The sequence below is a fragment of the Microbacterium sp. NPDC090007 genome, assembly GCF_044748345.1.
Taxonomy (GTDB): Bacteria; Actinomycetota; Actinomycetes; order Actinomycetales; family Microbacteriaceae; genus Microbacterium.
Map to the genome: position 1 here is coordinate 1215728 of NZ_JBIVFV010000001.1, position 19018 is coordinate 1234745.

Consider the following 19018-nt stretch of genomic DNA (forward strand, 5'->3'; position numbering starts at 1 on the left):
GCTGATTTCATCACGGTCACATCACGCCGGAGGGGCGAAGACCTTACCCGGATTCAGGATGCCGAGGGGATCGAACACGCGCGCGACGTCGCGCTGCAGCTGCCACTGGTCGTCCCCGAGCTCGTCGGCGAGCCAGCGTCGCTTGAGCACGCCGATGCCGTGCTCTCCGGTCAAGGTTCCGCCCAGGCGCAGAGCGGCGCGGAACAGTTCCTCGGCCGCCTCCCACACCACGTCCGGCACCTCGGGGCCCTCAAACACGAAGTTCGGGTGCAGGTTGCCGTCGCCGGCGTGCGCCACCGTGGGGATGACGAGACCGAATCTCTGCTCGATCCGGGCGATCTCGTCGAACATGTCGGGCAGGGCGCTGCGCGGCACCGAGACGTCCTCGATGAGGGTCGTGCCGAGGGTCTCCATGGCCGGGTGCATGGCGCGGCGGATGGCGAGCAGCTTCTCGCCCGCGACGGCGTCGGCGGCCACCGCGACGACGCCCCCGGCCGCGCGCAGGACATCCGCGATGGACGCGGCCTCGTCCGCGGCGGTGGGACCGTCGGTCTGGACGGTGAGCTGTGCGGCGTGCGCCGCGGGGACCGGCAGATTGAGCAGGCGGTGCACCGCGGCGAGGCTGGTGGCATCCATCAGCTCCATGATCGCGGGCTGGATACCGGACGCCGTGACGGCCGCCGATGCGACGGCAGCCTCCCGGACACCGGCGAACAGGGCGGTCAACGTGACGCGCTCGCCCTCGACGGCGCGGCGGAGCTTGAGGGTCGCTCCCACGACGACGCCGAGCGTGCCCTCGGAACCGATGACGAGCGAGGTCAGGTCCAGCCCGGTCACGCCCTTGACGCTGCGATGGCCGAGGTGCAGAAGGCGCCCGTCGGCGAGGACGAGATCGACGCCGAGCACCGCATCGCGCACCACGCCGTACTTGGCGCAGAGCAGTCCGCCGGCGCCGGTGGCGATGTTGCCGCCGACGGTCGAGACCGCGCGGCTGGCCGGGTCGGGTGCCCACCACACGCCGTGCGGGGCGAGCTGCGCGTTCAAATCGGCGTTGAGGATGCCGGGCTCGACGACCGCGAGCAGATCGTCGGGACGCACCTCGAGCAGACGGTCCAGGGCGCGAAGCGACAGGCTGATCTCGCCGCCGCCGGTGTTCGCGCCTCCGGCGAGGCCGGTGCCCGCTCCGCGCGGGACCACCGGGGTGCGGGTGGCCGTGGCGACGCGCATGACCGCTTGGACATCGGCGATGGATGCCGCGTGCACGACCGCGATGGGAAGTCCCTCGGCCGCGTGGCCCGACTTGTCGGCCCGCGCGGCGTCGAGGGCCGCAGGCGAGGTGTCGACGCGCTCGCCGAGCTCGGCCCGGAGAAGCGCGAGTGTCCGGTCAGCCGCAGCCCGGGAGCGCGCAGACGGCGTGGACTCCGCCGTCCCGTCAGGCGTCATGCCAGGCGCCGTCGGCCGTTCAGCGCGCCCAGGACGACGGCGATGATCGCGAAGACGAGGCCGATCCAGGCCTGCCCCATGCTCCACCAGGCCACCGTCGCCGCGGCGAAGACGAAGAGTTCGACGAGGGCGCGCACGAACGGGTGCACGGCGAGGACGGCGCGCGGCGAGACGAAGAGAGCCCACACCAGGATCGCCAGGGCGGGGGCGCCGATGCCCGCCACGATGTTCCAGGGGAACGGCCAGGCCAGGAAACCCCAGACCGCAAGGGTCACGAAGGCGAACAGGCCGCAGACGACGCTGCCGATCTCCAACGCCGACGGCCGAGGGCGCATGCCGGGAGCGAGAGGCGCCTGGGCGCGGACGTTGCGGGAATCGGTCACCCCGCTATTTTACGCGGGCCTCGAGCCGTGGCATCCGCGATCCCTCGGCGTCGAGCCGCCCGCGGCGCGATCGAGGTCCCTAGTGAAGGGAACGGACCCGCACGGACCTGGTGGCCTCGACGAGCTCGGCACCTCCATGTCGGGCGGAACCTGTGGAGGAACGGTGGATGCCGAGACACGCGGGGTCGCCGGCCCCATCCGGAGTCGATACGAGGAGGGGGAACGAAACGGAGGGAGCGCGGTGCGCTCCCTCCGTCCATCGCGCGGGTGGGGAATCAGCCGACCTTGGTGAGCGACCAGCGCTGGTTGGCGCTGTTCGCGGAGGGCCACTGGATGATCTTGGCGCCGTTGGCCGTCGATGCGCCGCTGACGTCGAGAACCTTGCCGCTCGCCCGGTTCGTGATGGTCACGGTGCCGTCGCTCTGGTTCGTCACCGTCCATTGCTGGCTCGTGCGCCCGGCATCCGTCGTCTGGACGATCTGCGCCCCGTCGGCCATCGATGAACCCGAGACCTCGAGAACCTTCCCGCTGTTGCGGTTGACGATCTTGACGGCGCCGTTGCCGGCGTCGGTGAACCGCCACTGCTGGTTCGACGTCGCGCGGTACTCCCACTGGAGCGCTTGGGCGCCGTCGGCGGTCGAGGCCGACGCAATGTCGATCGCGCGGTTGCTGCTCTGGCTCGAGATCTCGAACTGCGCAGCGGAATCGAGCGACACGGAGATCGAGGAGATTTGGTCGTTGTTGCCGGTCTGACGCAGGTCGTTGTTCGTGCTCGTGAACGTCCACGCCGTCCCGGTGAGGTTGTCGTCGGCGTAGCCGGTGACGTTGTATCCCGGGGGAACGACGATCGACGAGATCGCGTCGTTTGCCATGCCCTTCGCCTGCAGTTGGGCGATGGTGTAGCGGCCGAGACCGAGCGCCGCGCTGGCGCCGGAGCCGTTCGTGTCGGCGTAGACGGTCGGCAGATTCGGCTCGGGCGCATTCAGCGCCGCACCGTCGAACGGCACGACGATCACCTTGCTGCCGTGGCCGTCGTTACCGTTCTCCTGGTTCTTCTCGACGTCGACCACGGCGAAGGTCATCGCTTTCGGCACCCCGTTCTCGAGGTACATCGAGGGGCGCTCGAGCTTGGCCCAATGGTTCTTCGTGCCGTCGGTGTACGTGGTGAAGTCGACGTTCGCGTCGTAGGCGACGCCGGGCTGCAGCGTCCATCCGGTGGCGCCGTCGGTCGAGGTGTAGTGGTAGGCCTTCTTCGCCGACCACGAATTGAAGATGACGTGGTACAGACCGCCGCTGTACCAGATCAGGGGGTCTTCCATGTCGTCGGTGGGGCTGCCCGCGATGGAGGAGAACAGGGGCGGGTTCTGCACCGTGTAGGGGCCGACCACGTTATCGGCCACGGCCGTCTGGAAGCCATTGACGATGGCGTGGTATTTGCCGTCAGGGCCGAGGATCGTGCGGAAGTTGCCGCCGGTGTTGAAGGTGCTCGAGTAGGGTCCGGATGCCACCTGCACCTGGCCCTGCGGGGTCCAGGGTCCGTTGAGCGAGGGCGATGTGAAGACGCGGGCGTCGGAGAACCCGCTGATGGTGACGGCGTAAGTCCCGTCCTTCAGCTGCACGGGAGTCACGTTGTGGCCGTGTCCGCCGTCGACGTCGGGCCACATCAAGCCCTGGTCGGTGTAAGGGCCGTAGAGATTGTCGCTGACCGCGGAGACGGCGTACGAGTCGTAGCGCCAGGCCTCGTGGCCTTCGGATTCCGGCCAGCGGCTGGCGAACATGTGGTATTTGCCGTCGGAGCCCTTGATGATCCCGCCGTCCCAGTAGACCCAGTTCGCGAGCGTCTTGTCCTCCAGGCCGTTCGACTGATCGCGCGGGCCGACCGTGGCCGCGCCCCACGCCGTCGACGAGAGGGAGCCGACGATCGGGGTGGGCTTGATGTAGGTCAGGAACTGCGTCGCGGCGGCGGCGCCGTTCAGGGGGACGATGGCGACCAGGGCGACTGCTGCTGCGGCCAGGGACGCGGCGACTCTTGTTCTCGTCTTCACAAGGCACTCCTCATTGAGCGTTGTCAGCACCGAGCCTCGAGCCGGTGCGCACCGGGGTGGGGCCCTACGGGGGACCAGGTGCGTGCCCAGAACACCACACGCCAGCCGCGTAGTCAATGATTCATTAGATCTCTGGTGGGTATCTCGTCACGGCGCGTGATGCTCGGAGGTCCGTCCACGCCCGTTGTCGCGAAAGTGATAACGACTACCGGTCTGATTCATCAGATGATACAATACCGCCACCACCCCAAATGCGGATCACCGCCGACCCGCGCGGAGCACCTCGTGCGCGCGACGACGTGGTTCCCGCCGGACGCAAGGAAGCCTACGGTGCCCCACTCCCTCCGCCCTCATCCCTCCTCCCGCTTCGTCGCGACGGGCGTCGTCGTCGCGGCGCTACTCGCGCCCGGCGCCCTCGCGCTCCCCGCGCACGGCGAACCCGCGACCCCCGCGTCGAACGTGCTCGTGCATTACGACATGTCGCACGACGGTTCGCGTCTGATCGACGTCTCGGGTCGAGGCAAGGACGCCACCATTCGAGGGGGAAGCGCCGGATTCGCTCAGCGCGACGGGGATGACGTACTCACCTTCGACGGATCCACCTTCGTTGAACTACCGAATTTCGTCGGCGACGAGAAATCGGTCGTCGTCCAGCTGCGGTACACTGACGGTTCGCGCAACAACGAGAGTCTGTTCTCGTTCGGCACGACCAGCGACAAGGACTACCTGCGCTTCCACCCCGACGTCGACGGGCGGTACATGTGGGAGGCGAAGCAGGGGGATTGGTACGGGAAGAGCGGGGGCGCCACAGCCGTCGGCGAGGACGGGTGGTCCACGGCATCCGCGGTCCTTCGCTCGGATTCCACCGCTGACCTGGTAATGAATGGCGTGCTCGACGCGAACATCGCCACCGGCACGACGGTCGATCACTTCGCAGGCATCAACGGCGACGGCGTCGCGGGGTACCTCGGCCGCCCGGTCTGGAACGGAGACCCGTCGTTCACCGGCACGCTGACCGACGTGCTCGTCTACGCGATCCCGGCATCCGACGCCCCCGCGAGCACCCGCACCAAGGTCATCTCGACCTCGTTCCCGGCGAAGTCCGAGGGGAGCGGGTGGTGGCGAAGCTCGATGGTCACCGGCAACGGAGAGAATGGAGCCCTGGTGGCGGGCAATCCGGTCAGCGACACGCTGATCTACCAGAACATCGCGTTCAATATGCCCAATAATCAGGGACGCACGACGCCGGACCTGACGCAGTACCTCGACGGTTACCGACAGGACCTCGTCGCCGGACGCACCGTTCCCGGCGATCCGCCGGGCTGGGGGCTCCAGTACGACTACGGATTCCATCCCGGTAACCAGCTCTCGCTGCAGGTTCCCGGCGCGGGCGTGCCCTCGGACCACTATCGCTGGACCGATTACCGCACCGGTGAGGTCGGTGTGAACTACACCGATGCCTCGGGCGGAGCATGGGAGCGCCGCACGTTCACCTCGCGGGCCGACAACGTCGTCGTCACCCACCTGACGAAGTCGTCGACGGGCGAAGCGATCGACCTCGACCTCGACCTCACGAGCATCGACGACATGGCGGTCGAGGGTGGCTCGCTAGACGACAATCTGCGTTACAAGCAGTTCGCCGCGGGTGACGGAAGCTTCATCGGTCAGGTCGCCCATTACCCCTCCTATGACGGAAGCGAACTCGCGCAGGCCGGCTACGCCGGAGTCACCCAGATCATCACCAAGGGCGGCACGAAGTCGGTCCGAGAGACGGATGCCACCGGCGCCCGCGCCGTGGCGGGATCGCACCTCTACGGTGTCGACATCCGTGACGCCGATGAGGTCTTCCTCGTCACTCGCTCCGACCGCGACGTGGCGATGGGCACATGGGACGCGTTCGCGACGCAGACGGAGTTCCCGCTCGTCGACGATCTGCTCGCCGGGACGCAGTCCGTCGCGGAGAAGGCGGAGTACCAGGGTGCAGGCGGCCTGGACTACGCGAAGATCCTCGCCCCGCACGCCGCCCTGCACGGCGCCGAGTTCGACGCGGTCTCGCTCGAGCTGCCCGGCGCCGGCAGTGACCAGGCGCTCACCAATGAGCAACTGATCGCCAAGCAGAAGGACTCGCCCGACGAGCTCAACAGCGCAATGATCGAGCGCGCCTTCACCGCCGGCCGGTACGCCACCATCAGCTCGAGCGGCTTCAGCGCGCCCCGTTTGGGTGGCATGTGGATCGGTGCATGGAACCCCCTGTGGCAGGGCGACTGGACCACGGACGCGAACGTCAACCTGCAGATCGCCGGGGCGAACATCGGAGCTCTTCCCTCGGAGATGGACGGCTTCATCAACCTGATCCTGCGCATCGCGCCGGACTGGGAAACCAACGCCGCGAAGATCTACGGCATGCAGGACGCCCTGCTGGCGCCCCCGCGCACCGACGCCGACTCGGGTGTTCTCAACCACTTCGGCGGCTGGTATCCATTCCAGTACTGGAACGCCGGGGCGAGCTGGCTGTTGCTACCGGCCTACGAGTACTGGCTCGTGCACGGCGACGTCGAAGTGCCTCTGGCATCCGACATCGACGTGGCGAAGCTGAGGTCCGTGCTCAGCCCGACGGCGACCGACCTCACCGATGCCGAGATCGATGCCATCACGGCGCGCGGCACGCTGCGGCTCGAAGAGGACCTGCTGCTGCCCCTGCTGCGCAAGCAGGCCAACTTCTGGGAACAGATGGTCGACCCGCAGTACTACGAGACGGCGGCAGGGGAGGCCGCCTACACGCCCGGCAAGACGTCCCTGGCCGATGGCGAGCATTACCTGCTGCTTCCCTGTTACTCGCCCGAGAACGGACCCGCCGGTGCGTCGAGCCCCGTCGCGATCAACTGCTCGATGGACATCGGCGCCGCTCGCGATGGACTGCGCATGACGATGGAGATCGAGAAGGCCCTCGGCGTCGAGACCCCCGGTGGTAAGTGGCAGAAGCTCTCGGACGCCCTGCCGCCTGTACGCTACGACGCCGCCACCGGTGCGCTCAAAGAGTGGTCCCTCGACCGCTATGGCGAGCAGCACGCCCACCGTCACGTGAGCCAGGCGTACTTCGCGTGGCCCGCGCACGACACGCAGAGCGACCCCGAGATGGCCGCGGGGCTGGACAAGACCGTCGAGCTGCGCAAGGCGACGGCCGGGGACAAGAGTTCGGGACACGGCTGGTTGCACATGGCGCTGATCGACGCGCGTCTGAAGAACGGGGCGGGCGTCACCGACGCTCTGCACGCGCTGCTCGGCCGGAACGCTTACTACGCCAGCTTCACGACCAATCACAACGTCACCGGCGACTCGGCCTATGTGACCGACATCGTCAACACCGTCCCCGCGGTGTTGTTGGAGTCGCTGGTGTACTCCGACCGCGGTGAGATCCAGATCCTGCCTGCTGTGCCGGACGGGATGGACGAAGGGACGTTATCCGGCTCGCTCGCTCGATCGCGCGCCGAGGTCTCGGAACTGTCGTGGAGCGTACCCAAGGGCACGGCGACGGCCGTGATCCGCTCGGACGCCGACCAGACGATCGCCCTGTCCAGCGGACAGAAGTGGAAGTCGGTCATCGTCGACGGCCGGACGTACACGAACACGGGTTCGCCTGTCGAGGTCGAGATGGCGGCGGGGCAGAGCGTGACGGCCGTGTTCACCCTGGGTGAGCCCACGACGCCGACGCCGACCGCGACGCCGACCGCGACGCCGACCGCGACGCCGACCGCGACGCCGACGCCCACCGCGACGCCGACCGCGACGCCGACGCCCACCGCGACGCCGACCGCGACGCCGACGCCCACCGCGACGCCGACCGCGACGCCCACCGCGACGCCGACCGCGACGCCCACCGCGACGCCGACCGCGACGCCGGCGCCCACCGGCACGTCGGAGCCGACGGTCCCGCCGACCACCGCTCCGACCGCGAGTACTCAACCCACCAGGATGCCGACGGTTCCGCGAGCGACGCTCTCGAGTGCGAACGTGGAACGCGGTGCAGTGGTGCGCGTCGAGGTCACGGGCCTCACCGCGGGTGAGCAGGTGCGTGCCGAATTGCGCAGCACCCCGATCGTCATCAGCGGCATCCCCGCGGCTGATTCGGCGGGCCGCGTCGCGTTCGATGTACGCATTCCCGCCTCGCTCGAGACGGGTGCGCACACCATCGTGGTGTTCCGTTCCGACGGGAGTGAGCTGGTGCGCCTCCCGCTGACCGTGTTCGCGGCGGGCACCCTCGCCGCCACCGGAGCGCAGGTTCCGCTCGGTCTCGGTCTGGCGGGAGCGACCCTCTTGACAGCGGGCGCAGCCGCGTGGGCCCTGCGCCGACCCCGCCGACAGGCGCGCTGAACGAAGAAACGGGAGCGGTGACACCCCTCGGGGTGCGACCGCTCCCGTTTCTGCGTCCCCTCGCGAACACGTTCGTGACGTGAGAGCGAGAAGGCGAAGGGAGGCCGGCGCGGGGATCCGTCCGTCCGTCGACCTCGCGCCAGAGCGGGGACCCACATTCGAGGAGCGCTCACCGGATGTGACGTCTTCGTCCCTCCCCGACCGTCCCGGCCCACGATCCTGCTCCGGTGTGCCAGCCCGTGGGTGAGGGTTCCTGCCGGGCGTCGGTCGCCTCGTCAGCCCCCCAGCCCGGGGTCACGTGAGACGAGGCCGCGTCGGCGAGCCCGAAGTCCCTGTTGACGGCTCCGGAGGGAGGGGCGGGAGTGCCGAGATCGGCTCGTCGACCGCGGCTCGTCCCGCTCCGGGCACGCCCGAGGACGGCATGCGATTTCGGCCGAACGGGAGCACGCCTCGGCGGGCGCGGTCACCGCTTCCAGGTCCGGTCCCGGCCCCGCGGGCCCGGACCCGGCGACGACCGCGCGCCGGAGCGTGATCGCGGACTCCGTGTCCGCTGTGGACGGCGGCGTGGATGCCGTCCCTCCACCCCCGGAGAGGCGATCGGTCCTGCGGGCGAGGAGCCGCCGGTCGGGTCGAGAAAAGGCCGGGTGCGCGAAGCGCACCCGGCCTCCGTCCGGCCGATGTCGGCTCAGCCCTTCACTGCACCGACGGTCTGTCCGCGCACCAGGAACCGCTGCGCGCCGACGAACACGATCAGCAGGGGGATCATCGAGATCACGGTCGCCAGAGCCAGTTGCGGCATATAGAGCTTCACGTCGAGACCGGCAGCGACGGTGGCGTTGAACAGGGGACTCGCCCCGATGAGCTCCTGGATGCCGATCGAGATCGTCTTGTTCTGCTGGTTGGAGGTCAGCAGAGCCAGCGGCAGGAAGAAGTTCGTCCAGTTCGCCACGAACGAGAAGAACGCCACGAGTGCGATCGCCTGCTTGGAGATGGGCAGACCGATCTTGAAGAAGATCGCCAGTTCCCCCAGCCCGTCGATGCGTGCGGCCTCGACGAGCTCGGGGGGCATTGTCGTCATGAAGTGGATATAGCTCAGGTAGACCCCGAACGGGAAGAAGCCCATGATGACCGCCACCGGCCAGAGCTGACCGACAGCGCCGATCGCGTTCACTTCGAGGAACAGGGGGATGACGAGCACCGTGTTCGGCATGACCATCGCAAGCAGTGTCGCGAACAGCCAGGTCTTGCGCCACCGGAAGCGCAGCCGGGCGAGCGCGTAGCCCGCCGGGAGAGCCGCAGCCAGAGCCAGGATGCCGCCGGATACAGCCAGGATGAGGGAGTTGCCGATCCATCGCTGGAACAGCCCACCGCCGGAGGGCCCGAAACCGGTGATCTGCGACCAGCTGTAGACGGCGTGATCCCATGACAAGCCGCCGAGTCCGAGGAAACCGTCGGTGCCCGCGGCGACGTTGTTCTGATCGCGGAATGCCATGGCGATGAAACCGACGATCGGAATGACGAACATCGCTGCGACCGCGAGCATCACCGTGACGCGGGAGATGCGCCCCACGCTCCAGCGAGCCGTCGAAGCTTTTCGATCGGACGGGGTACGGGTTGCGACGCTCACTTGGACTTCTCCTCTTCGCCGAACAGGCCGCTCTTGAACACGATGAACATCCCGATTGCGAGGGTGATCACCAGGAGGATGATCGACATGGCCGCGGCGGCGGGGAAGTTGCGGTTGGTGAACGCGAATGCATACCCGAGTTGGGTCGGCGCCCACTCGGCATCCACCGATCCGGACGAGATCTGACGCAGCAGGTAGGGCTCGAGGAAAAGCTGGAAGCCGTACGCCAGGTTCATGAGCGCGGCGTATCCGATCCACGGGCGGATGAGGGGGAGCTTGATCTGCCACGCGAGCTGCCAGGAGTTGGCGCCGTCGATCTTGGCGGCCTCGAAGACTTCTTCGGCGATGCCGTTGAGGCCGCCGTTGACGATCACGATCCAGGTGCCGACGCCCTGGAAGAAGAGCATCGCCGTGAGGATCCAGGGGAGGTTCTCGGTCGTCGTGACTTCTTTGAGGTTGGTGACGCCCATTCCCTGCCACAGGAACGCGATCGGGGAGATCGAGGGGTTGAGCAGATAGACCCAGAGGACGAAGTTCGCGATGCCGGCGAGGGCGCCGGGGAGGAAGTAGATGAAGCGCATGGCGCCGCCGAAGCGGCCGGGGCTGGCGTGCACGAGGAGGGCGAGCCCGACGATGCCGACGATCATGAGCGGAAGCCACACGATCATGACCGTGAAGATGTTGACGAATGTGTCGATGAATCGAAAGTCGGCGAAGGCCGTGACGTAGGCGTCGATGCCGCCGAACCCGGTTTTGGGATTGACCATCGTCGGCGCCTTCTGCAGAGAGATCCACAAGGCATATCCGATGGGGATGGCGGCGGCGACGAGGAACAGGACCGCGTACGGAGCCATGAGGATCCACGCGCCTCTCGCCTCGACACGGTGGGGAGCGCGCCGACGGCCGCCGGGAGCGGGGGACGTTCTGCGAGCGCTGCGCCGACGTGCGGCGGTTGTCAGCGTCTCTGTCGCGGTGATGGTCATGACATCCTTCGAGGGAGGGAGAAGAGCCGAGGTGAGGGTGCCCGGATGGATCCGGGCACCCTCACCGATGGGGTCACTGAACGGTGTAGCCGACCGACTTGGCCTGATTGACCAGCTCGTCGCCGAACTTCTTGATCGCATCCGGGACGCTGCCGCCAGAGATCAGCGTCGGGCTGACCGTCTCGGTCCACACCGAGCCTGTGTCGTAGAGCATGTACGAGTACGGCTGAACGTCGCCCAGGGCGGACTTGAACGCTGCCTGCGTGGTCGGGATGTCGGCGAAGTACCCGTCAGTCTTCAGCTTGGCCAGCCAGGCGTCCTGGACGGGGCCGTAACCGGGCAGGCCGGTGCTGAGGTCCACCTGCCAGCGGGGGTCGGTCGCGACGAACTTCATGAATGTCAGGGTGTTCTCGAGCTCCTTGCCCGTGATGTGCGAGGACGCGCCCCACAGGCCGCCGCCCTCGTTACCGGTCGAAGGCTTCGACTCGCCCTTCCACGGCAGTGGAGCCGCCGCCGTCATCTGGCCGGCCGGGATCTTCCAGGTGTCGCGGAAGAGATAGTTGCCCCACCACGCCGCACCGGGGCTCATCACCAGGTTCTGACCCTCGGCCGCGGCGTCGCCATCGAAGATCCCCTGCGTGCTGAGCGCCTTGCCTTTGTACATCTTGTCGAGCAGGTCGGTGGCGCGAGTACAGGTCGCGTCGTTCAGGTCGATGTGCGCTTCGCTCTCGGAGATGCGGTCGTTCGTCGGGCAGCCCGACGCCTGCAGGTACCGGTTGATGGCGTAGGCGTCGCCGAGGAAGCCGCTGATCTTGCCGGGGTGCTCGGCGGCGATCTTCACGGCGAGGTCGCCGTACTCCTCCCAGGTGGTGGGCACGGTGTAGCCGTTCTCGTCGAAGAACGCCTTGTTGTACCAGAACACGTCGGGGGCGGCGTCGTTGCGGAGGCAGCGGATCTTGCCGTCGATGTTGCAGAACGACAGGACAGCGGGGTCGTATCCCTTGATGGTGTCGGCCATGATGTCGGTGAGGTCGGCCGCGTAGTTGCTGGTCGAGTTCGTCGCCCAGGCGATGTCGTCGTTGGACGGGAAGAAGATCGCGTCGGGCCAGCCCGAGCCGGCGGCGTCGAAGTTCGCGAAAGACTGCTTGACCGTCTTGCCGCCGACGGTGCCATCGATCTGGACCACGTCGATCGGGATGTCGGGGTAGGCCTTCTGAAAGGCTTCCGCGGCCGGCACACGGGGAGGGTCGACCCATACCGTGATTTTCCCGCCCGAGTCCGTCTGCGCCTGCGGCGCGTTCCCGCCCGCGTCGCCGGAACAGCCCGCGAGGGCGAGTGAGGCGATGGCGAGGCCCACGCCCGCGGCGAGGATCCGATTCGTCTTCATTGACACTCCTTCGTGTGAGACACCGTCTGCACGAACCGTGCAGTTCTCTTTGTGGTGCAACGACCGGCATCCTCGGGTCACGAGGCGGGTATGCGGTCATGCGATTGCCGTGCTGTAGTCACGATACATCGGATGATGCCTCGGGGTAAGGAAATTTTCGCCGGGACCACTGATGTGACTCAGGAAGCGTCCCTAGCGTCACGAATCCAATGACTGACTATGTTTTTCGGACGCATGACGGTCGTTACCAAAACGTCGACCTTCGCGCGAATCCGTGTTAGGCTACCGCTAAACATTCGATGAATATGGGCTGAGGTGCAAAGTTGCCCCCAGCTCGACCGCTTCTGCATCCTCCTGAGGAGTTCTCATGCTCGCTGCCGTCTACACCGGCGAACGCACCTTCGAGACGACGACCGTCGATGCGACTCCGGTCGGCGCCGACGAGGTGCGCATCGCTGTGCGATACGTCGGGCTGTGCGGAACCGACCTCCACATCTTTCACGGCCATATGGATGCCCGCGTGGCGATCCCCGCCGTCGTCGGCCACGAGATGAGCGGTGTCGTCAGCGAGGTCGGCAGCGCCGTCTCCGACTGGCGCCCGGGTGACGTGGTGACCGTGATGCCGCTGAAGTGGGACGGGACCTGCCCCGCATGCCTGGCCGGCAACTCCCACATCTGTCAGAACCTGAAGTTCGTGGGCATCGACACTCCCGGCGCTCTGCAGGGCGAGTGGGTCGTGCCCGCATCGCTGCTCGTGCGCGTGCCCGACGACATGGCGCTCGCCCACGCCGCGCTGGTCGAGCCCGTCGCCGTTGCTGTGCACGATGTGCGCCGGTCCGAACTCACGGCAGGCCAGAAGGCCGTCGTGATCGGCGCCGGTCCCATCGGCGTCCTCATCGCCTCGGTCGCTCGCGCGGTGGGCGCGGAGGTCGCGATCGTCGAACTGGACGCGGGGCGGCGATCCTTCGCCGACGATCTTGGTCTTACCACCATCGACCCGCGTGCCGTCGACGCGGCATCCTGGGTCGAAGAGTGGACGGGCGGCGCCGGCGCCGACGTCGTCTTCGAGGTCGCCGGTGCAGCCAGCGCTGTTCTGAGCGCGACGTCCTTCGCTAAGGTCCGCGGCACGATCGTGGTGGTGGCGATCCACCCCGAGCCCCGCCCGATCGACCTGCAGCGAGTCTTCTGGCGCGAGTTGCGCATCCTCGGTGCGCGTGTGTATCAACGCACCGACTTCGAAGAGGCCGTCCGCCTCGTCGCGGCGGGCGCCGTGCCCACCGACGCTCTCATCTCGGGCATCGTGCCGTTGAGCTCGGTGCAAGAGGCCTTCGAGACCCTCGAGGGTGGTCGCGCACTCAAGCTGCTCGTCGACGTGGCGGGAGACCGCGCATGACCGGTCCGTTCGACCTCACCGGTCGCACTGCCATGGTGACCGGGGCCAGCCGTGGCATCGGCTTCGCCATGGCCGTCGCGCTCGCCGAGGCCGGCGCCGACATCATCGGGGCCTCGGCGTCGATGGATCCGTCGGGGTCGGCTGTTCAGGATGCCGTGAGCGCCGCCGGGCGACGCTTTCGCGGTCATCGGGTGGACTTCGCCGACGGCGATGCTGTCTCCCGCTTCGCCGATCACGCCGTCGCCGAAGGTCCCGTGGACATCCTCGTGAACAACGCCGGCACCATCGAGCGCGCACCCGCCGCGGAGCATCCGTTGGCGTCCTTCGAGCGCGTCCTGCAGATCAACCTCACAAGCCAGTTCGTGCTGAGCCAGATAGTCGGCCGCCGGATGCTCGAGAACGGGCGGGGCCGTATCATCTTCACCGCCTCGTTGCTGTCGTTCCAGGGTGGGATCACTGTTCCGGGATACACCGCCGCGAAGTCGGGCGTCGCGGGCCTCGTGCGCGCGCTGTCGAACGAGTGGGCGGGGCACGGCGTGACGGTCAATGCGATCGCGCCCGGCTACATCGCCACCGACAACACGCAGGCGCTGCAGGACGACGAGAACCGCTCTCGCGCGATCCTGGAACGGATTCCTGCGGGCCGGTGGGGTCAGGCCGAAGACCTGGGCGGAGCGACGGTCTTCCTCGCCTCGGACGCAGCGCAGTACGTCACGGGCGCGATCCTCCCGGTCGACGGCGGTTGGCTCGGTCGATGACTCTCTCCCTCGGCCCCCTCCTGCCGGTGCTCATTCTCGACGACGTCGAGTCCGCCCGCTCCCTCGCGGAAGCATTGCGCGACGGGGGCATCTCGCAGGCCGAAGTGACGTTGCGCACACCTGCTGCTCTCGACGCGCTCAGAGTGATGGCGTCGGTCGGCGATCTCACCGTGGGCGCGGGAACGGTGCTCACGTGCGAACAGGCCGACGCGTCCGTCGAGGCGGGAGCGAGCTTCCTCGTGAGCCCGGGCTGGGACCCCGCGTTGGCAGCGTACGCCGGTGAGCTGGGCGTCCCGCTGATCCCCGGCGTCGCGACGCCCAGCGAGGCGCTGGCGGCCCGCGCCGCAGGCTGCTCGCAGCTCAAGGTGTTCCCCATCTCGACCCTCGGCGGCGTCGCCTTCATCGACGCGCTCGCCGCCGTGTTCCCCGACGTGACATTCGTCCCCTCCGGGGGGATCCGACCTGAGCACGCGCGCGAGTACCTCTCATGTCCTAGCGTCGAGACGATCTGCGGAAGCTGGATGGCACCGCGCGCCCTGGTGGCCGCGGGCGATTTCGCCGCTGTGACGGCGGCCAGTCGCGCCGCGGTGGAGGCGATCGCGTGAGCGGAGTCTTCACCTTCGGAGAGACGATGGGCCTCGTCAGAGCGGACTCCGGTCCGTGGGAGACCGCGCACCGCGCATCGGTCGGCATAGGCGGAGCCGACAGCAACGTGGCCATCGGTCTTGCTCGTCTCGGCATTCGCGCGAGCTGGCTGGGGCGCGTCGGCGATGACGCACTCGGACGCCGGGTCGTCCGCGAGCTGCGTGCCGAGGGCATCGAGGTGCACGCGCGGGTGGTTCCGGGGACGACCGGACTGATGCTGAAGGAGAAGCGCACCCCGCACACCACGAGCGTGCTCTTCTACCGTGCCGGCAGTGCCGGGAGCACGCTCGCTCGCGAAGACGTCCCGATGGACATCGTCCGAGATGCCGACCTCGTCCACGTGACCGGCATCACCGCCGCACTCTCCCGCTCGGCGCGGGCCACCGTCGAGGTGGTGATCGACACCGCCCGCGATGCGAACGTTCCGGTGAGCTTCGATGTCAACCATCGCCCCAACCTGTGGCGCGGGGAAGACCCCGGCGAGCTCTATCGATCGCTCGCAGCGCGCAGCGACATCGTCTTCGCTGGTGACGACGAGGCTCGCCTGCTCCTGGGGCCGGACGCTCTGCTCGAAGCCCCTCTTGCGCTCGCGCAGGAGATCGGGGATCTCGGCCCCCGAGAGGTCGTGATCAAACTCGGTCGCCGTGGCAGCCTCGCCGTCATCGACGGTCGGCCGATCGTGGAGCCCGCGATCTCGGTCCCCGTGGTCGACACCGTCGGCGCCGGCGATGCCTTCGTCGCGGGATATCTCGCGGCTCTGCTGTCCGGGAGCGATGCCCGAGGCCGGGTCCGGCACGGTGTCACCGCCGGAGCATTCGCCTGCCTGCACGCGGGGGATTGGGAGGGCCTCCCACGCCCTGCCGACCTCGCCCTCCTCGACTCGGAAGAGCCGGTGACCAGATGACGATTCCCGCCCGTACCATCCGCGGCCGACTGGCCGTGAGCGACATCGGCTTCGGTGCCGCGCAGCTCGGCAACCTCAACCGAGAGACCACCGATGACGAGTCCACGCGGGCCGTCCGCGCGGCGCTCGCCTCGGGGATCACGTACTTCGACACCGCACCGCATTACGGGCTCGGATTGTCGGAACGGCGACTCGGTGCTGCTCTGGCCGGAACCCCCCGCGAGGACATCGTCGTATCGACCAAGGTCGGACGCCTGCTCGTCGAGAGCCCCGAGACCGCTGACCGTCAGGATGAGGAGGGCTTCGTCGTGCCGGCCACGCTCCGGCGCGATTGGGACTTCTCCGCCGACGGCGTGAAGCGGTCGATCGAGGCCAGTCTCGACCGGCTCGGCCTGGACCGCATCGACATCGCGTACCTGCACGACCCCGATGACCACGAGCGTCAGGCCCGCGACGAGGCCCTGCCAGCACTTCTCGATCTCCGCGACCAGGGCGTGATCGGCGCCGTCGGTGCGGGCATGAACCAATCGGCGATGCCGGCTCGATTCATCGACGCGCACGACCTCGACGTCATCATGATCGCGGGTCGTCTGACCCTGCTCGATCAATCGGCACTCGCCGACCTCATGCCTCTCGCCCGACGTCGCGGCGTCGCGGTCGTCGCGGCTGGGGTGTACAACTCGGGACTGCTGAGTTCGGCGCAGATCCGTCCCGACGCTCACTTCGACTACGCCCCCGCGTCGGCAGAGCTCCGCGCGCGGGCCGAGCGCCTGGCCGCCATCTGTCGCGACCACGGTGTCGACCTGCCGTCCGCAGCGGTGCAGTATCCGCTGCGGCATCCCGCCGTCGTCGCGGCTGTGATCGGCATGCGCACCGACGCGCACGTCCACAGCAGCATCGAGCGACGCGAAACCCCCATCCCCGACGAGCTCTGGGCCGAGCTCGACGAGTCGGACCTGGCCCCTGACCTGATCGGTGCAGCAGCATGACGACCATCATCGACGCCCTCGTATACGACCTCCGCTTCCCGACCTCATTGAGCATGGACGGCTCGGATGCCATGAACAAGGACGGTGACTATTCCGCCGCCTACGTCGTCCTGCGCACCGACGACGCCGATGTCTCGGGTTTCGGGTTTACCTTCACCATCGGCCGCGGCAACGACCTGTGCGTCGAGGCGGCCCGCCAGCGGGCCGTTCCGCTCATCGGGCGCGATGTCGACGAGATCGTCGGCGACCTGGGCGGCATCTACCGCGAGCTCGCCTCCGATAGCCAGCTGCGCTGGCTCGGCCCCGAGAAGGGGGTCGTCCACCTCGGCATGGCCGCGGTCATGAACGCGGTGTGGGACCTCGCCGCGCGTCGCGCCGGCAAGCCCGTGTGGCGCCTTCTGGCCGAGATGTCTCCTGAGGAGCTCGTCGACGTCGCCGACCTTCGCTACCTCTCCGATGCCTTGACGCGCGAGGAGGCCATCGGCATGCTGCGCGACATGGAGCCCACCCGCGCTCGGCGCATCGCCGATCTCGAGCTCCTCGGCGGATACCCCTGTTACACCACCAGTGCGGGCTGGCTCGGGTACAGCGACGACAAGCTCCGCCGGTTGCTCCAGGAGGCCGTCGACAGCGGCTACAAGCACGTCAAGTTGAAGGTGGGCGCTGACCTCGAGGAGGACAAGCGTCGCCTGCGCATCGCCCGTGAGGTCATTGGTTGGGATGCCAAGCTCATGATCGACGCCAATCAGGTCTGGGACGTGCCGCAGGCCATCGACTGGGTCAAGGAGCTCGCCGAGTTCCAGCCGCACTGGATCGAGGAGCCCACGAGCCCCGATGATGTGCTCGGGCACGCTGCCGTGCGTCGCGCCGTCGCGCCCATCGGTGTCGCCACCGGTGAACACGGCATGAATCGTGTGCTGTTCAAACAGATGTTCCAGGCCGAGGCGATCGACTTCTGCCAGCTGGATTCAGCGCGTCTGGCCAGCATCAACGAGATCCTGGCCGTGTACCTCATGGCCAAGAAGTTCGACGTGCCGGTGTGTCCACACGCGGGTGGCGTCGGGCTGTGCGAACTCGTTCAGCACCTGTCGATTTTCGACTACGTCGCCGTGTCGGGAACCCTCGACAACCGCGTCACCGAGTTCGTCGATCACCTCCACGAGCACTTCGTCGACCCGTGCATCGTCGTCGACGGCAAGTACCTGTTGCCGAACCGCCCGGGCTACAGCGCCGAGGTGTTCGCCTCGACGCTCGAGGAGTACTCGTTCCCGGACGGCACCTACTGGGCGGCGGCGGCGTCGTCGGCGCCGTTCGTCGAAGAGGTGGTGTCGAGCCGGTGAGCTTCGGCGAAGTCCTCGACCGCGAGCAGGTGGAGATGCATCCGCATCCGCGCGCGGTCGGGGTCTCGCCGCTCGATCTCGGCGAGGATCGCGCGGTGCTCACCTTGCGTCGCGGCCGTCACGCCGCGCTGCTCGAGCGCGCGCCACACCCGCGTGCGGTAGGTGCGGCCGGCGAGCGAATCGATGAAGGCGGCGAGCAGGGGGTTTCCGCCTGCGTGTGCGATGCGGCGGTGGAACTCGGTGTCGACGTCGATAATCGCACTGATGTCGTTCTGTTCGGCTCCGGCCTCGAGCAGCACGTCGACGCGATCGAGGACGGCGCTCATCGCGGCGATCTGATCATCGGTGGCCCGGCGCGCGGCAAGGGCCGCGCTCTCGGCTTCGAGCACGCGCCGCACGTGCAGCAGCTGCGCGGGTTCGGCGTTCATCTGCCGGTCGGCGAAGAGCGTCAGCGGCCCCAGCAGCTTCGCCGCGTCGAGGGCGGTGACGTACGTCCCGTCTCCCTGCCGTGTCTCGACGATACCGAGCACCGCGAGAGCGCGGACGCCCTCGCGCAGCGAGCCCCGCGAGACCCCGAGCTGTTCGGCCAGATCCTTCTCGACCGGAAGGCGATCACCGGCGCTCAGATGGCCCGATTCGACCATCGACAGGATCGACGCGACGACGATGTCGGTCTGCGACCGACGCGGCGGCGTCGCCGTCGGATCCGATGAAGAATCGGGCGAGTTCATTCCCCAATGGTAGAGGAGC

At 68.0% G+C, this 19018-nt stretch carries 14 protein-coding genes; 7 read left to right on the forward strand and 7 right to left on the reverse strand.

Going from position 1 to position 19018, the window contains the following annotated elements:
- Window positions 1-21 precede the first annotated feature (21 nt).
- From ACIPVB_RS05710 to ACIPVB_RS05720, 3 genes are all read right to left on the reverse strand, one after another.
- The gene (locus ACIPVB_RS05710) at window positions 22-1443 is read right to left on the reverse strand and encodes an FAD-binding oxidoreductase (protein ID WP_400367551.1); all 1422 of its coding nucleotides are present in this window, start codon (window positions 1441-1443) and stop codon (window positions 22-24) included.
- Window positions 1440-1826, reverse strand: a complete 387-nt coding sequence (locus tag ACIPVB_RS05715) for a YrdB family protein (protein ID WP_400367552.1) — start codon at window positions 1824-1826, stop codon at window positions 1440-1442. Before ACIPVB_RS05715 ends, ACIPVB_RS05710 begins: the two co-directional genes overlap by 4 nt.
- 275 nt (window positions 1827-2101) lie before the next feature.
- Window positions 2102-3871 (reverse strand): RICIN domain-containing protein, encoded by a 1770-nt coding sequence (locus tag ACIPVB_RS05720; protein ID WP_400367553.1) that lies wholly within the window; start codon window positions 3869-3871, stop codon window positions 2102-2104.
- Window positions 3872-4201: 330 nt separating this feature from the next.
- Here ACIPVB_RS05720 and ACIPVB_RS05725 point away from each other — a divergent pair, with 330 nt between their 5' ends.
- Window positions 4202-8242 (forward strand): glycosyl hydrolase family 95 catalytic domain-containing protein, encoded by a 4041-nt coding sequence (locus ACIPVB_RS05725; RefSeq protein WP_400367554.1) that lies wholly within the window; start codon window positions 4202-4204, stop codon window positions 8240-8242.
- A 685-nt stretch (window positions 8243-8927) separates the two neighbouring features.
- On the opposite strand, the gene ACIPVB_RS05730 is transcribed toward ACIPVB_RS05725, so the two are convergent.
- The 3 genes from ACIPVB_RS05730 to ACIPVB_RS05740 all read right to left on the reverse strand — a co-directional run bounded on the left by ACIPVB_RS05730 (window position 8928) and on the right by ACIPVB_RS05740 (window position 12239).
- Window positions 8928-9812 carry a carbohydrate ABC transporter permease gene (locus tag ACIPVB_RS05730; protein ID WP_400367555.1) on the reverse strand — a complete coding sequence of 295 codons (885 nt, stop codon included), beginning with the start codon at window positions 9810-9812 and terminating at the stop codon, window positions 8928-8930.
- A 53-nt stretch (window positions 9813-9865) separates the two neighbouring features.
- On the reverse strand, window positions 9866-10723 hold the full coding sequence (locus ACIPVB_RS05735) for a carbohydrate ABC transporter permease (RefSeq protein WP_400367556.1): 858 nt from the start codon (window positions 10721-10723) through the stop codon (window positions 9866-9868).
- Window positions 10724-10925: 202 nt separating this feature from the next.
- Complete coding sequence (locus tag ACIPVB_RS05740) at window positions 10926-12239, reverse strand: ABC transporter substrate-binding protein (protein ID WP_400367557.1); 1314 nt, start codon at window positions 12237-12239, stop codon at window positions 10926-10928.
- Window positions 12240-12606: 367 nt separating this feature from the next.
- Between ACIPVB_RS05740 and ACIPVB_RS05745 the strand changes: the two genes are divergently transcribed.
- The 6 genes from ACIPVB_RS05745 to ACIPVB_RS05770 are packed head-to-tail and all read left to right on the forward strand — an operon-like array spanning window position 12607 to window position 18268.
- Entirely contained in the window at window positions 12607-13632 is a 1026-nt protein-coding gene (locus ACIPVB_RS05745) for a zinc-binding dehydrogenase (RefSeq protein ID WP_400367558.1), read from the forward strand.
- Window positions 13629-14390, forward strand: a complete 762-nt coding sequence (locus tag ACIPVB_RS05750; protein ID WP_400367559.1) for an SDR family oxidoreductase — start codon at window positions 13629-13631, stop codon at window positions 14388-14390. Before ACIPVB_RS05745 ends, ACIPVB_RS05750 begins: the two co-directional genes overlap by 4 nt.
- Entirely contained in the window at window positions 14387-14995 is a 609-nt protein-coding gene (locus ACIPVB_RS05755; RefSeq protein WP_400367560.1) for a bifunctional 4-hydroxy-2-oxoglutarate aldolase/2-dehydro-3-deoxy-phosphogluconate aldolase, read from the forward strand. Before ACIPVB_RS05750 ends, ACIPVB_RS05755 begins: the two co-directional genes overlap by 4 nt.
- Entirely contained in the window at window positions 14992-15939 is a 948-nt protein-coding gene (locus ACIPVB_RS05760; RefSeq protein ID WP_400367561.1) for a sugar kinase, read from the forward strand. Before ACIPVB_RS05755 ends, ACIPVB_RS05760 begins: the two co-directional genes overlap by 4 nt.
- On the forward strand, window positions 15936-16928 hold the full coding sequence (locus ACIPVB_RS05765; RefSeq protein ID WP_400367562.1) for an aldo/keto reductase: 993 nt from the start codon (window positions 15936-15938) through the stop codon (window positions 16926-16928). The genes ACIPVB_RS05760 and ACIPVB_RS05765 overlap by 4 nt, the downstream gene beginning before the upstream one ends.
- The gene (locus tag ACIPVB_RS05770) at window positions 16925-18268 is read left to right on the forward strand and encodes an L-fuconate dehydratase (protein ID WP_400367563.1); all 1344 of its coding nucleotides are present in this window, start codon (window positions 16925-16927) and stop codon (window positions 18266-18268) included. Before ACIPVB_RS05765 ends, ACIPVB_RS05770 begins: the two co-directional genes overlap by 4 nt.
- On the opposite strand, the gene ACIPVB_RS05775 is transcribed toward ACIPVB_RS05770, so the two are convergent.
- Complete coding sequence (locus ACIPVB_RS05775) at window positions 18208-18999, reverse strand: FadR/GntR family transcriptional regulator (RefSeq protein ID WP_400367564.1); 792 nt, start codon at window positions 18997-18999, stop codon at window positions 18208-18210. The genes ACIPVB_RS05770 and ACIPVB_RS05775 overlap by 61 nt on opposite strands.
- Between the last annotated feature and the right edge of the window lie 19 nt (window positions 19000-19018).